The sequence below is a fragment of the Bradyrhizobium sp. WCU1 genome, from assembly GCF_053474805.1.
Map to the genome: position 1 here is coordinate 6607940 of NZ_CM130280.1, position 14423 is coordinate 6622362.

Consider the following 14423-nt stretch of genomic DNA (forward strand, 5'->3'; position numbering starts at 1 on the left):
ACGTGGTCGGTGTCGCCGGACACGTTACAGGCTCCGGCGGGAGATGGACATCCGGCCTGACGCAAACGAAATCCGCCGGCCTTTCGGGCCGGCGGATCGTTGTGTCGCAAGGTGCGGCCGTCAGTGGTTCCAGTTGTCACCCCGATCGTCGCCGTCACCACCATGGTGATGGCCGCCGTCGTCGAAATCGAAGAAGTCGAACAGGTCGCTGAGCGCCGGGCTGTTGACCGGAACATAGGGATTGCCGGGCGCCGCAACCGGGTTCGGGAAGTTGTCGCGGCTGCGATGGGTGATCGGCTCCAGGCGCCAGTTCCGCTCGATGAATTTGATGATCGAGACATGATCGGCATATTCATGCGAGATGTGGCCGTGCCGCGCGTATGGCGACACGACGATCAGCGGGATGCGCGTGCCGTCGCCGAAATAGTCGAGCGGCTGCACGTAGCCGGAGTCGAAGTAGCCGCCACCTTCGTCGAACGTGATGAAGATCGCGGTGTCCCTGGCGTAGTCCGAGGCCTGCACCTGATCGACGACCTTCTTGGCGAAGCCTTCGAACAGGTTGAGCTTGGACGATGACGGGTGACCGTCGGTGAAGCCGCTCGGCTTGACGAAAGAGACCGCCGGCAGCGAGTGCTTGGAGAGGTCGGAGTACAGATCAACCGAGTCCTTGATATGGGCGGCGACCTGCTCCGGGTGCGACATGATCGAGGTGTCGTACTGGAACGGATTGCAGATGTTGCAATACTCATCCGCGGTCGGACCGGCCACGCCCCAATTGAGCTGGTAGGGATCGTTGACGTAGTTGTTCCACTGGTCGCCGTAGTACTTCCAGGAGATGTTCCGGTCGTTCAGGCTGTCGCCGATGCTCTTGCGGGTCGACGGCGGGATCGTGAACGGCGTGTTGGACGGATTGGTGTCGGTGTAGGCGTTCTTGCCGTTGCCGAAATAACCCGGATTGTAGTTGTTCAAGAGATAATAGTGGCCCGGTTCGCAATTCGCGTTGATCCGGATGCCCTTCAGATAGTCCAGGATCGGCTTGACACCGGGCTGGCTTGCATCCGAGCAGTCGCTGTAGGAGCCGCCGCCGGACACCGGGCTCGTTTGGAAGGGCGGCGGGAAGCCGCCGTTTCCGCCGGCGCCGTAGCCGTCCTCGGTGTACCAATTGTTGGTGCCGGCAGCCGGATTCGGATTCTCGATCTCATGCACGATGCCGGCATCGGGCGTGCCGCCGAAAACCTGAATGCCGTTCGGCGGCACCGCGGCGTTGCCGTAAGTGTCGCTGAAGTAGATCATGTCGGCATGACCGAGCATGATGTGGTTGGCACCGGTGCCGCCGTTGACGGATTGGTGGAAGTTGTCGCTCATCGCATATTTCTGCGCCAGCGAGGTGAAGTACGGCACGTCACCCTTCTGCACGTTGTAGAAGCCGAGCGCCGTCGAACCCTCGCCCGTGGTCGTCGCCGTCGGCGAGTATTCCGTGGAGAAGTTGGAGGGCTGCGTCGCGCCGTCGGCGCCGGCGCCGACCGTCACTTCGACCCAGGCGAACAGATTGCCGCCGCATCCCGACGGGTTGTCGCGGCTGGCTGCCGAGTGGTTGCAGTTCAACTGCTGCCACATCTGGTAGAAGCGATGCACCGGGCTCGCCGAATAGGAGTCGTAGGGCATCGCATCGCCGTTGGTGAGCTGGAACGGGCCGGCCGGCAACGCATTGACGTTGCTGATGCGCTGATCGGGCGTGTGCGACGTCTGACCGGTACCGCCGGTCAAAAGGTACTGGTAGTACTCCGCGGGCAGGCCGGATTCCGACTGCTGCGCCAGCACCAGCGACGCCTCACAGGTGGTGATCGGCGAGCTGCCGCACTTGTTCGGGATGTAGGAGACCTTGGGGCCGCCGACCTGCGGGGACGGCAGCTGATCCTTGGGGAAATTCTGCTTCGGCGGGCTCAGCAGGAACGCATCGCTCGGGCCGTTATCTAAAGCTGCCTGCTGATGCGCCTTTTCGAAGTTCGGCCCGGGGATCGCATTCTTGCTGGCGTCGAGCTTGACGATGCCCTGCGAGAGCAAGTTGAACACGCTTTGGTCGCGGCGCTCGGGCACGTAGGTCGCGAACACGTGGTCGAAGCTGCGGTTCTCGCCGATGATGACGATCACGTGCTTGATCGGCGTCCGGGTCTCATGTCCATGGTGGTGATGGTCCCAGTCCTGTGCAAGGACAGGTCCGGCGGTGAACTGGCCCAGCGCCAGTGCGCTGAGGGTGAGGCGGCAACTCTGCAGCCAACGTGACTTCCGCTTGTCGCGCATTACAGTTCTCCTTTTTGGTGGTTGGTCGGCTTGGTGGAACTTGCAGTGTCGCGTGGCACGACCTTGATCCGTCCCATCATGCCGCCGTCCTCATGCTCGAGGACGTGACAGTGGTAGACGAAGGTGCCGACGATGTTGGGGTCGCGAAAATCCATGCGCAGGCGAACGCTCGGATATTTCAGCATGCGGCCGTTGTAGTAGGGCACGTTGACGGTATCGCGCAGGAACGGCTCGTTGACCGCGACGCCGGACCAGTCGAGCAGCTGGAAGTGAAGCTGATGGATGTGGAAATCATGCAGCTCCATCGAGCGGTTCTCGATGATCCAGTCCTCGACGTCGCCCTGTCTCACGGTGATGTCGGGAACGTCGGATTGCGGATCGAACGGTTTCGGCGTCTCGCCCTCGAGGGTCATGAAGAACTTGGTCGGGCTGTTCGGATCGTTCGGGTTCTCCGGCTGCTCGGAGAAGAACAGTTTTCTGACGTGCACCGGTGCGACGTTGCCGACCCACGGCCGCTCCGGCCTCGGCAACGGCTCGGCGTGCGCGGGCAGGGTGGACTGCGGTTCGTCCGCATTGGCTGAGGCCGTGACGGTCATCAGCGCGCGGTTGGGGTCGTTTTCGCCGGCGGGCCCGGTGTCGACCGCCCGGGTCACCAGCAAGGCGGACGACCCGGCCGGCGGTCCCTCGACGATGAATTCCGCCCGCGAGCCCGGCGGCAGGCCGATGTGGTTGACCCATTGCACCGATGGCGACGGGCTGCCCTGGAATTGCAGCGGCACCCCATCGAGCCCGACGATGCCGATCTGCTGCGGCGCGCGGCCGATCAGCAGCGCGAGGTTGAGATAGGTGATCGCGGACGCGTTCAGCACGCGCCACAGCTGCCGCTCGCCTGGCTTCATCGTCAGCCTGGCCGGCGGATAGTTCGGATACGGCACCGGCACGAAGTTGATCGACAGATCCTTCGACGGCTTGCCGAAGCCGGTGCCGGAGTTGGCGACGTCGCCGTCGCTGTCGAGCTGGCTCTTGGTCATCACCGGCTCGAATTTCGACGGCGGCGCGTCGGGATTGACGAGATCCTGGTCGCGGATCACGAGCACGCGCTCGGGCAGCCCGGCGAGCTGTGGATCGGCGCGCTCGATGCCTTCGATGATGATGGCGCCGGAGGCGCCGCCGAGCACCTGTGTCTTGCTGAAGCCGTGCAGATGCGGGTGATACCAATAGAGGCCGGGCGCCGCGTCGTCGGGAATGCGCAGGCGATAGTCGAACGGCGCGTCGTCGGGCTGGATCGAGGTTTTCAGCACGTCGTCCTGATGGCAGACCGGCGGCACGGTCAGGCCGTGGAAGTGCAGGTTGGTCGAGATCGGCGTCATCGCGCCGCTCTCGCAGACGTCGGCCTGCTTCCTCGTCGTGCAGATCGGCGCGCCGGCGAGCGGGCGATCGATCGCGGGCGTTGTCGTATCGAGGTCGACGAGGTCGTTCTTGAAATGGATGACCAGTTGATCGCCCGGCTTCAGCCGCAGGGTCGGCGACGGCTTGCCGTTCGGCGTCAGATAGCAATAGCGGCTGGTTCCGTCGGGCAGCTTCTGATCGTGGATGGTGAGGTCGGTTTCGAGCACGCCGTCGCGGCTGCGCAGTTCGCCGGGTTCCTCGATCGCGCTTCCGGGCTCGGGCCGCGCGCAAACGTCCTGTTGCGTGCGCGGCGCATCCTGCACGCCTGCTGCGGCGAGCCAAGCCGTCATGCCGCTCGCAGCAAGCCCGAGGCAAGCCGCGGCGATGACACAACAAACGGTTGAAAGTCGTCGTGCCACGCCGCCCCGCCAATACGCCGCCACACGCGCGCAAGCGCACGACCGACGTCTTGCATGACGTCGGTCTACGTCTTGCGACCGCAATGGTCGACAAAGTTTCCGTTTGGTGGTGCGAGGCTAGCCGCACGTTGTTGCGGTAATCTGGCAGCTATTTAACGCGCAGATGACAGAAACTTGCGGCACTTCGACGCAGAAAGTGCGCGCGGCGTTCAAACCTGTTGAGCGATCAATCGGATGGCCATTGCGCGATTGAATTGCGGAGATACCAAGACGCGCAGGTAATCGGCAGATATTTTTTCGGTGTCGCCGATCCTGTCATCTGCCGTTGTGCCGACATCTGGGATTAGCGCCTGAACTGCGCCAGAAACATCCGCAATGAATCGTGCGGACTCTCGACATCCGCAATGACCCAGCCCTCCGGTCCGTTGACGACGATGAAGTTGAGCGTGACGGCGCGGCCCTCATTGTCGAAGGTCACAGTCACATCGGTCTTGTCGAACTGCCGCCGCGGCGTTGCGATCGAGACCGGGCCGATCCGCCAGGTCGGGCCCTGCACCAGAAAATCGTACGGCGCGTCGTGCAGGGCGGTCCAGGCGCCGCGCAGGCCGGCATCGAAGAACTGCCGGGCGGTCTGCTCGTCTCGCGGCAGGCCATTGGAAAACGCGGCGCTACCCCTGCCGTAATGAGCGTAGACGTTGCGGATCAGCGATTCCGGCGTGCGGAACCCGGCGTCGGCGGCGCCGAAAACCGCCGTAACGAGCGAGAAACCCGCGAGGAATGTGCCGCGTCCCATCAGCTTTATTTGCCGTTGCCGCTGGCATATCTTGCAGGGAAATCCCTTGAAACGAAAGCCGGCCGGCGCAATGCGCGAACTCTTCGACGATGTCCCTGACCAATCTCCGCTCGATCCGCAGGAGGCGGTGCGGCGCCACATCCGCACGCCCCAGCGCAAGCGGTTCTACACCAGCGCCGGCGTCACCGCTGCCGAGGGCGGATTTTCGATCACGCTTGACGGCAAGCAGGTCCGCTCGCCGTCCGGCAAGCCGATCGTGGTGCCGACCCGCACGATCGCCGATGCGATCGCGGCCGAGTGGGATGCACAGGGCGAGACCATCGATCCCGTGACCATGCCGTTGACGCGGCTGGCCAACAGCGTGATCGAGGGAGTGATCGATCGGGTCGGCGAGGTCGCGGACGATGCGGCAAAATTCCTCGGCAGCGATCTGCTGTTCTATCGGGCCGGCCATCCCGAGACGCTGGTGGCGCGCGAGGCCGAGCATTGGGACCCGATCCTGTTCTGGGCTGCCGACGCGCTCGGCGCCCATTTCGTGATGGCCGAAGGGGTCATGCATGTCGGCCAGCCCGAGCCTGCGATCAGGGCGGCGCGCGCCGCGTTTCCGACCGATCCATGGTCGGTGGCGGCGCTCCATGTGGTGACGACGCTGACCGGCTCGGCGTTGCTGGCGCTGGCGCTGGCGCACGGGGTGCGCGACGAGGACCAGGTCTGGGCCGCCGCCCATGTCGACGAGGACTGGAATATCGAGAAGTGGGGCGTCGACGAGGAGGTCGCGGCGCGCCGCGCCGCCCGCCAGGTCGATTTCAAGGCCGCCGCCGGGATCCTGAGGGAGTTCAGGCCGGCTGCCGGTTAACGAGGGGGTAACACGCATACCGTCCAAGCATGTGACGCGTGTATCGATGCGAGCCGGGATACGAGGATTTCTTGTCGTTTCAAGACCCAAGTTCGTTCTTGGATGCGACTAATATCTGATCACCCGCAGAAGGTCGGCGCGCTGATCCGTCCAAAGATGCCGGGATTCCGGCTTTGGAAGCGGCGCCCAGCCGTCCCGGCTCGTGAAAGCGTCCAGATCGATTTCCTGTCTGACGACAATGACGACCAGCGCGGGCGAACGTCGCCAGACCGGGGTTCCTGGCGTCGGATCGTCAAAGAGAATGCGTGCCGGCAGGACTGCATCCGCCGTCAAGGCTGCGACAACCGGAGTGAGATCCAGCCTCCGGCTGCTGATGTGGAGCAGGAGGTGCCCGCCCGGTGCCAGTTTCCGCAGGTAAATGGCCAAGGCCTCGCGCGTGATCAGATGCATCGGAACGCTGTCTGAACTGAACGCGTCGACAATGAGCGCGTCATAAGTCCCATCCGGTGCGTTCTCGATCGTCATTCGCGCGTCGCCGAGGACGACATGGGCGCGCGGAGCGCAATTTTGCAGGAACTGGAAATGCTCTCTCGCCAGGTGCTCGACCGCGGCATCGATCTCGTAGAACGTCCAATCCTGTCCGTCGCCGGCGTAACAGGCGAGGGCGCCGGTGCCTAATCCGATAACCGCGACTTGCCGCAGTTTGACCGGCGATAAAACGGCGAAGAAGCGTCCGAATGGGCCTTCCTTGCTGTAATAGGTCAGCGGTTGGGTGGCCTCGTTCGGCCGCAAGCTTTTGGCTCCGTGCAGCGTAGTGCCGTTCATGAGGAGGAGGGCCGGCGCCTCCGCATCATCGATCAACTCGACCTTGTGTACGCCGAAAAAGCTTCGTTCGGCGGCGACCTGCTTTCCTGATTTCTGAGGCATCAATTGAAACAGCAGGAGGAGCGCGACGGCGATGCCGAACCGCCAGCGTCGTTGCGAGAATTTGACCAGCACCAGCGCCGGCAGCAGGTACAGCATGTAAAGCAGCGCCATCGATAGCGGGCCGGGAACCGCACCTTCGATCAGGATTGCTCGACCGGCCAGCAGGGCGGCAGCGAGCAGCAGCGGCAGCACGATATCCATCATCAGGTTGGAACGGTCGTCCGCTGGCATGCGGGGCCTCGCCAGGCATGCCGCGATCAAGGCGAGTGGATATTCCCACACGCTGGTGAAGACCACAGGAGCAATCAGCGCGTTGAAGATTCCACCGACAACGCCGCTCAACGAGACGAAGAAATAGAACTCGGTAAGCCGCGCTGTCGGCGGCCGCCGTTTCGCCAGTTCGCCATGGCAGACCATGCCGATGACAAAAAAGCACCCGAGGTGCAGGGCGAGTGCGATTGTAAGGGGAAGCAGGTTGCCGATGCCGCCGCTGGTCACCACGACCACGATCAGCGTCACCGGCATTGCGCGCGACATCATCGCATGAGGGAGGGGAGGACGGCGGGCGAAGGCGAGAATGAATGTCAAAAGATACAGGGTTAGCGGCAGCACCCACAGCAGCGGCGCAGACGCAATGTCCGTCGCGATATGTTGGGTGACGCCGAGCAGCAGCGATGACGGGATGAAGGCGAGCGCCATCCATATCAAGCGATCTCGCGGGCCAATCGTCGCGGTTGCTTCGGTGATCGGGTCCGGCGCGTCCGCCCGCTTGCGGGACAACATGATCGTGCCACACGCGGCGATGCCGAGAGCCAGCGCGGCGAAGCCGGCTGACCACAGTGTCGCCTGCAGGTCGAGCGGCAGCTCCGGCTCGACGACGAGCGGATAGGCAAGCAGCGCCAGAAGACTGCCAGTGTTGCTCACGGCGTACAGGAAGTATGGATCGCGTGCCCGCTTGTGGTCGGCGCCGGAAAACCAATGCTGCAGAAGAGGGGCCGTCGCCGAGATAGCGAACAGCGGGACGCCGCACGCCAAGGTGAGGCGCAGCAAGAGCCAAAGGATCGGGGACTGTTCCGCTGACGGTCCATCCGAACCGAGTGACAGCGGGAGCATCAGGGCCGACATCGGCATCAGGATGCAGATGTGAACGACAACCTGGGCAACTCGCGACGATAGTCTCGTCAGCAGATGCGCGTAGCCGTAGCCGAGGAGCAGTACAGTCTGGAAGAAGACCAGGCAGGTGCTCCAGACCGCCGCTGCGCCGCCGAGCTTTGGCAACACCATCTTGGCGATCATCGGCTCGACGAAAAACATCAGGCCGGCGCTGAGAAACAGGCTGACGGCGAACGTTGGAATAGCCATCGACGATCGGGCGAGCCACGAATCTGTGGCGGTCAAATTGATCATAAAAATCAGTCCTGAAATGGCGTAACGCTACCATTGCATTTCCGGGGCGGGCAACGGGTTCGGTACCAGCTAGTTAACGGATGATCCGAGCGCTGCTCGCGCTGACGCATGACGTCCGTCACAATGACCAGGTCCGGGCTGCGGCCCATGTCGACGAGGACTGGAATATCGGGAAATGGGGCGTCGACGAGGAGGCCGTGCCGCCCGGCAGGTCGATTTCAAGGCCGTCGCCGCCGTCCTCGGGGAGTTCAGGTCGGGTTAACGAGACCTTTACGGCGCCGGGCTAGCCTGCGGCACGTTCCCGCCGCCTGGCAGAGTCCTCCGACATGGCACTTGCCGTCAATCCCGTGCTGCCGGTGATCGCCTCGAAGGAGGCGGACAGCGTTGCGCCGGACCTCACGCTCGAGGCCGGCAGCGTCGTCAATGCCCAGGTCCTGAAGGTGCTGTCCGCCGACCTGGTGCGGATCGCGATCGCGAGCCTGACGATCGATGTCCAGACCGAGGTGCCGCTGCAGCAGGGCCAGAACCTGCAGCTTGCGGTGTCGCAGAGCAGTGGCGGCATCCGCTTGCAACTGGTTGGATCGGGCGCGGACACCGGCGATGCGGTGCAACTGTCGCCGGGCGCGGCCAACGCCACCGCCGCGCCGCAACCCGCCGCCACGGCGCCGAAGGCTGCGCTGACGCCGCTGGAGCGCATCACCATCACTGCTGCGGCCCAGCATGCGGCGGCGGTGCAGGGCAGCCAGGCGCCGCTGTTTGCCAACCTCACCGCGGTGGCCTCCGCGAATCTGCCGCCAAGGCTGCAGGCTGCGATCGCGCAGGTGCTGGCGCAGCAGACCGGCCTCGACGAGAATTTGAGCGGCGATGCCGTCAAGGCCGGCTTCCAGAAGTCCGGCCTGTTGCTGGAGGCAACGCTGGCGACGGGTGTCGCGCCGGCGAGCGGCAGCGCGCCCGACCTGAAGGCCGCGCTGATCGTGCTGCGCCAGGCGCTGACCGCGCTCGGTGCCGGCGAGGCTGCGCGGCCCGCGTCCACGCCGCTGCAGCAACCGGCGTTGCCCAGCGCCGGAGCGGCACCGAGCCTCGTGCCATCAGGCACGCCCAGCCTCGACGTCCAGGAGATCCTGCTGCCGCAGGCGCGGGTGCCGGTTACCGAGGATCTCACGCGTGGCGCCACGCGGCTCGCCGGCGCGCTCGCGGATGCGCTCGATGCCGGGCCGTCAGCGGGCGGCGCGCTCAATCTCATTCAGGAAGCGCTGCATGAGCTCGGCAACCCCGCACGGCAGGGCGCCGCACCGCGGGAGATGCTGCCCGGCGATGTGCCCGCGCGCGGCAGCCCGCCGCCGCCGTTCCCCGGGGCGCTGCCGTCGGCCCAGGCCGTCGCCGAGGCTACGATCGCGCCGGGTGCGCCGCTTGCAACCACGGCACACCGCCTGCTGGAAAACACCGACGCGGCGCTGGCGCGGCAGACGCTGCTGCAGGTCGCCTCGCTGCCGGGCCACAACGATGCTGCACGCGCGCAGCTCGACGCCATGGTGCCGCGCTGGAATTTCGAGATCCCGTTCCTGACCCAGCAGGGCACGGCGATGGCGCAGTTCGAGATTTCGCGGGACGGCGGCGGCAACGAAGTCGAGGCCGCCAAGCGGGTGTGGCGGGCGCGCTTCACGCTCGACGTCGAGCCGGCCGGCCCGGTGCACGCGCTGGTCTCGCTGAGCGGCGAGCGGACCTCGGTGCGGATGTGGGCCGAGCGGTCTTCGACCGCCGCGCAGCTGCGCGCCGGGGCCGCCGAGCTGAGCCAGGCGCTGACCAGGGCCGAGCTCACGCCCGGTGACATCGAGATCCGCGACGGCAGTCCGCCGCAACCTGCGCCCGCGCGCGCCGGCCATTTCCTGGACCGCGCATCATGAGCGAGACGCAGAACCAGCTCGCGGTCGCGCTGCACTACGACCATGCCGGCGCGCCACGCGTCGTGGCAAAAGGCAAGGGCGCGATCGGCGCCAAGATCATCGAGGTCGCCAAGGCCAACGACATCCCGATCGAGGAGAACGAGGTCTTGGCCGGTGCGCTCTCCAATGTCGAGCTCGGCGACGAGATCCCGGCCGAGCTCTACAAGGCCGTCGCGGAGGTGCTGGTGTTCGTGCTGCGGATGTCGGGCCGGGCGCGCTGAGCGTTTTCAACCGAAGACTCTGTTGCCATCCTTTCACCACGATGGCATCCATCGTCGTCAACCCGAAACGGTTCAGGTCCTGTCGTGATCCATCGCCGCCATGCGCTCGGTCTGTTTGCTGCCGCCGCCATCCTGCCGTCGCGCAGTTTTGCAAATGTGTCCTACCAACGCAGCGAGTTTCGCGAGGATCTGCAAAAGCGGTTCTTCGATCTCGGTACCGAGGGCACCTTCGTCGGCTACAAGATCGACGACTATCTGATCATCGCCAGCGACAAGGTTCGCTCGGGCGAGGGCCGGCTGCCGGCCTCGACCTTCAAGATCCCGAATGCGCTGATCGCGCTCGACACCGGCGTGGTGCAAGATCCGGACAAGGACGTCTTCAAGTGGGACGGCGTCACCCGCAGCATCGAGGCCTGGAACAAGGATCACACGCTGCGCTCGGCGATCGCGGTCTCGGCTTTTCCGGTATTCCAGGAGATCGCCCGCCGGATCGGCGAGGAGCGGATGAAGAAATATCTCGACGCGATCGACTACGGCAATCGCGACATCGGCGGCGGCATCGACCAGTTCTGGGTGACGGGCAATCTGCGCATCGATCCGGTGCAGCAGATCGATTTCCTCGACCGGCTGCGCCGCGGCGTGCTGCCGGTCGGCAAGCGCAGCCAGCAGCTGGTGTGCGATATTCTCCCGGTGACGAAAGTCGGCGACGCCGTCATCCGCGCCAAGACCGGCCTCACCGACAAGGAGCACGGCTCGCTCGGCTGGCTGGTCGGCTGGTCCGAGAAGGGCAATGAGATCACCGTGTTCGCGATGAACATGGACTGCAAGACCCAGGCGCAGATCGACGCGCGGATGAGCGTCACGCAGCAATGCCTCACCGATATCGTCGCGCTGTGACGAGCTGACCTGCGTGCGCCGCGGCTGGTGAGCGCCGCGAAGCTCGACTAGCATCCTCCGACAAACCAAAGCGGAGGAAATCATGCATTCGGCAACTGTCTGGCTTTCGTCGCTCACGCTGGCCGCAGCCGGCGGCTGGCTCGCCGCCACGGTGCTCTCCGCACCCGCCACCAGCAAGGAGCCGCGCTTCCCGCAGCTCACCATGGATCAGCTCAACGACCAGCAGCGGCCGCTCGGCGAGCGGATCATGAAAGTGTCGAGCGTCGGCATCGGCGGGCCCTACAATCCGATCATCCGCAGCCCGGTGCTCGGCCAGCGCCTCTACGATCTGTTCTATTATCTGCGTTGGCAGACCTCGGTGCCGACCAGGCTCAACGAGTTCGCGATCCTGATCATCGGCCGGCAGTGGCGCTCGCAGGTCGAATGGTTCGCGCACGCGTCGCTCGCCGCCAAGGCCGGGCTGTCTGCCGACGTGATCGCCGAGTTGAAGGCCGGCAACCGGCCGTCGAAAATGACCGACGACGAGGCCGTCGTGTACGACTTCGTCACCGAGCTCACCACGACCAAGAAGGTCTCCGACGCGACCTATGCGCGGGCCAAGACAATCTTCAACGATCAGCAGATCGTCGATCTTACTGCACTCGCCGGCAATTACGTGATGGTCGCGATGATTCTGGCGATGGCCGAGGAGACCGTGCCGCCGGGCAAGGAGGAGCCGTTCAAGGTCGGCGAGAAGTAGGGCGCTGCCCCACTTCACCTCGCCCCGTAAGAACGGGGCGAGGGAGTAGAGCGCCGTTGTGGACGCCATTGATCCGTCTCGCGCCTCAGCGCCCGAGCGCCCGCTGCAATGCCGGCATCAGCTTCGGGTCGCGGCATTGCGCGACGTTGAAGCGCATGAAGCCGCTGGCCGATTGCGTGGTGCTGAAGACGTTGCCCGGCGCCAGCACGATGTTGTCGGCGAGCGCGGCGCGCGCCACGTCCGCGGAATCGCAGCCGTCGGGCAGGCGGCACCAGAGCTGGAAGCCGCCGCGCGGCATCAGCCAGGGTTCGATGCCGATGCGCTGCAGCTTCTCGCCGACGTCGCGGCGGGCGCGCGCGAGCCGCCGGCGCAGCTCCTCGACATGCTTGCGGTAAAAGCCGGTCGCGAGCACGCTGGCGATGATTTCGGTCGCAACCGCGCAGGGGCCGCCGAACCCGGTCGCGACCTGCAGGTCGACCAGCTGCTCGATCCAGTCGGCGCGCGCCGCGATGAAGCCGCAGCGCAGCGACGCCGACAGCGTCTTGGAGAAGCTGCCGATCCGGATCACGCGGTTCAGCCCGTCGAGCGCCGCGAGCCGCGCCGACGGCTCCGGCTCGAAATCGGCGAAGATGTCGTCCTCGACGATGGTGAGATCGCAGGCGGTGGCGGCATTCAGCACGCGGTGCGCGGTCTGCGGCGACATCGTCGCACCTGTCGGGTTGTGCAGCCCGGATACGGTGATGTAGAGCCGCGGCCGCTCGGCTTCGAGCACGGCCTCGAAGCTTGCGACATCGGGCCCCGACGGGGTGTAGGGCACGCTGACGAGCTTGACCTGATGGGCTCGCAGCAGCGCCCGGAAATTGAAGTAGCAGGGATCGTCGACCAGCACCGTGTCGCCGGGCCGCAGCAGGAAGCGACAGATCAGGTCGATCGCCTGGGTGCCGGACATCGTCAGCAGCACCTGGTCGGGCGACGCGTCGAGACCCTCGTCGGCGAACCGCGCCATCAGCGTGCGGCGCAGGGCGAGTGAGCCGCGCGTTGCGCCGTAATCGGCGAGCACGGCGTCCTCGGCCCGCGCCAGGCCGCGGAACGCGCGCCGCAGCGCCTCGGTCGGCATCCAGTCGGCGGGCAGCCAGCCGCAGCCCGGCTTCAGCGCGCCGCTCGCGGCGTCGAGCGATTGCCGCGACACCCAGAACGGATCGACGGCGCGGTCGCGCTGCGGCTGGTCCTGGGCCAGCGAAAGCCGCGGCAGCGCCGCCGACGAGACATAGAAGCCGGAGCCCGGTCGCGCCCGGATCAGGCCCTCGGCGGCGAGCCGGTCATAGGCCTCGACCACGGTCGAGGGCGAGACGCCCATGGTCGCGGCAAAGCTGCGGATCGAGGGCAGGCGGTCGTCGGCGGCGAGCGCGCGGCTCGCGATCCTGGCGCGAATCGCGTTCATCACCTCGGTGGTTCGGGTCGCCTTCGGCGCATTGGACGGCTGTCGCAAGTGTATGCCTACCTTCACCCATACAGTTTGGCGATATTGTACTGATCCGTAGCTGCCTTGGCCAGCCCGCCGCCGCTATCCTCGCTCGCGAAAGACTAGGTGCGCGATGCGCGATTCGAAGACATTGTCGGGGAAGTCCTGGACCGGCGAGGCGGCCGGCGGCGCGTCGCTGGAGGGCTGGGGCAGCGGCCTGCTCGGCGTGATCATTTTCAGCGGCTCGTTGCCGGCGACGCGCGTTGCGGTGGCCGGGTTCTCGCCATTGTTCCTGACCGCTGCGCGGGCTGCGATCGCGGCGCTGCTCGGCGCCGTGCTGCTCGCGGTGCTGCGCCAGCCCTGGCCGGAACGGCGCGACCTGGTGTCGCTGACCATTGTCGCGCTCGGTGTCGTGATCGGCTTTCCGTTGCTGACCGCGCTGGCGCTCCAGCACATCACCTCGGCGCATTCGATCGTGTTCATCGGCTTGCTGCCGCTGTCGACCGCGGTGTTCGGCGTGCTGCGCGGCGGCGAGCGGCCGAAGCCGCTGTTCTGGCTGTTCTCCTGCATCGGCGGTGCGACGGTGGCCGGGTTTGCGTTGTCGAACGACGGATCGGCCTCGCTGACCGGCGACCTCCTGATGGTCGCGGCCATCGTCATCTGCGGTCTCGGCTACGCCGAGGGTGCGGCGCTGTCGCGCAGGCTGGGCGGCTGGCAGGTGATCTCCTGGGCGCTGGTGCTCTCGGTGCCGGCGACGCTGCTGATGACCATCATGACGTTGCCGCCGAGCTGGCAGGGTATCGGCGCGCCGGCCTGGCTCGGGCTCGGCTATGTCTCGATCTTCAGCATGCTGGTCGGCTTCGTGTTCTGGTACCGCGGGCTTGCGCTCGGCGGCATCGCCAGCGTCGGCCAGTTGCAGCTGTTGCAGCCGTTCTTCGGGCTCGCGCTCGCCGGGCTTTTGCTGCATGAGCCGGTCGCCTGGTCGATGATCGCGGCGACCATGCTGGTCGTGGTCTGCGTGGTGTTCGCGCGACGCTTCGCTTGAGAGCATGATCCGGAAAAGTGCGAA

General features: G+C 65.7%; 12 protein-coding genes. 7 read left to right on the forward strand and 5 right to left on the reverse strand.

Annotated features, from left to right (window positions below; all coding sequences use genetic code 11):
- Positions 1-120: 120 nt before the first annotated feature.
- The 3 genes from ACTUWL_RS30895 to ACTUWL_RS30905 all read right to left on the reverse strand — a co-directional run bounded on the left by ACTUWL_RS30895 (position 121) and on the right by ACTUWL_RS30905 (position 4902).
- On the reverse strand, positions 121-2301 hold the full coding sequence (locus ACTUWL_RS30895) for an alkaline phosphatase family protein (RefSeq protein ID WP_021081630.1): 2181 nt from the start codon (positions 2299-2301) through the stop codon (positions 121-123).
- Entirely contained in the window at positions 2301-4040 is a 1740-nt protein-coding gene (locus ACTUWL_RS30900; protein ID WP_021081629.1) for a multicopper oxidase family protein, read from the reverse strand. The genes ACTUWL_RS30895 and ACTUWL_RS30900 overlap by 1 nt, the downstream gene beginning before the upstream one ends.
- 412 nt (positions 4041-4452) lie before the next feature.
- Entirely contained in the window at positions 4453-4902 is a 450-nt protein-coding gene (locus tag ACTUWL_RS30905; RefSeq protein ID WP_021081628.1) for a hypothetical protein, read from the reverse strand.
- Between the two features lie 70 nt (positions 4903-4972).
- Here ACTUWL_RS30905 and ACTUWL_RS30910 point away from each other — a divergent pair, with 70 nt between their 5' ends.
- Positions 4973-5758 (forward strand): ATP12 family chaperone protein, encoded by a 786-nt coding sequence (locus tag ACTUWL_RS30910; RefSeq protein ID WP_021081627.1) that lies wholly within the window; start codon positions 4973-4975, stop codon positions 5756-5758.
- Positions 5759-5866: 108 nt separating this feature from the next.
- Here the strand turns inward: ACTUWL_RS30910 and ACTUWL_RS30915 are convergent, their stop codons facing one another.
- A complete protein-coding gene (locus ACTUWL_RS30915; RefSeq protein ID WP_021081626.1) occupies positions 5867-8092 on the reverse strand; it encodes a spermidine synthase in 2226 nt (741 codons plus the stop codon).
- An 80-nt stretch (positions 8093-8172) separates the two neighbouring features.
- Here ACTUWL_RS30915 and ACTUWL_RS30920 point away from each other — a divergent pair, with 80 nt between their 5' ends.
- The 5 genes from ACTUWL_RS30920 to ACTUWL_RS30940 all read left to right on the forward strand — a co-directional run bounded on the left by ACTUWL_RS30920 (position 8173) and on the right by ACTUWL_RS30940 (position 11892).
- Entirely contained in the window at positions 8173-8379 is a 207-nt protein-coding gene (locus tag ACTUWL_RS30920; protein WP_373012194.1) for a hypothetical protein, read from the forward strand.
- A 39-nt stretch (positions 8380-8418) separates the two neighbouring features.
- On the forward strand, positions 8419-9996 hold the full coding sequence (gene fliK / locus ACTUWL_RS30925) for a flagellar hook-length control protein FliK (RefSeq protein WP_021081625.1): 1578 nt from the start codon (positions 8419-8421) through the stop codon (positions 9994-9996).
- Complete coding sequence (locus ACTUWL_RS30930) at positions 9993-10256, forward strand: EscU/YscU/HrcU family type III secretion system export apparatus switch protein (protein ID WP_021081624.1); 264 nt, start codon at positions 9993-9995, stop codon at positions 10254-10256. The genes fliK and ACTUWL_RS30930 overlap by 4 nt, the downstream gene beginning before the upstream one ends.
- Positions 10257-10340: 84 nt before the next feature.
- A complete protein-coding gene (gene blaOXA, locus ACTUWL_RS30935) occupies positions 10341-11153 on the forward strand; it encodes a class D beta-lactamase (RefSeq protein ID WP_021081623.1) in 813 nt (270 codons plus the stop codon).
- An 82-nt stretch (positions 11154-11235) separates the two neighbouring features.
- Entirely contained in the window at positions 11236-11892 is a 657-nt protein-coding gene (locus tag ACTUWL_RS30940) for a carboxymuconolactone decarboxylase family protein (protein ID WP_021081622.1), read from the forward strand.
- Between the two features lie 85 nt (positions 11893-11977).
- On the opposite strand, the gene ACTUWL_RS30945 is transcribed toward ACTUWL_RS30940, so the two are convergent.
- Positions 11978-13333, reverse strand: a complete 1356-nt coding sequence (locus ACTUWL_RS30945; RefSeq protein ID WP_106940545.1) for an aminotransferase-like domain-containing protein — start codon at positions 13331-13333, stop codon at positions 11978-11980.
- 154 nt (positions 13334-13487) lie between these two features.
- On the opposite strand from ACTUWL_RS30945, the gene ACTUWL_RS30950 reads away from it, so the two are divergent.
- Positions 13488-14399, forward strand: a complete 912-nt coding sequence (locus ACTUWL_RS30950; RefSeq protein WP_021081620.1) for a DMT family transporter — start codon at positions 13488-13490, stop codon at positions 14397-14399.
- Positions 14400-14423 lie beyond the last annotated feature (24 nt).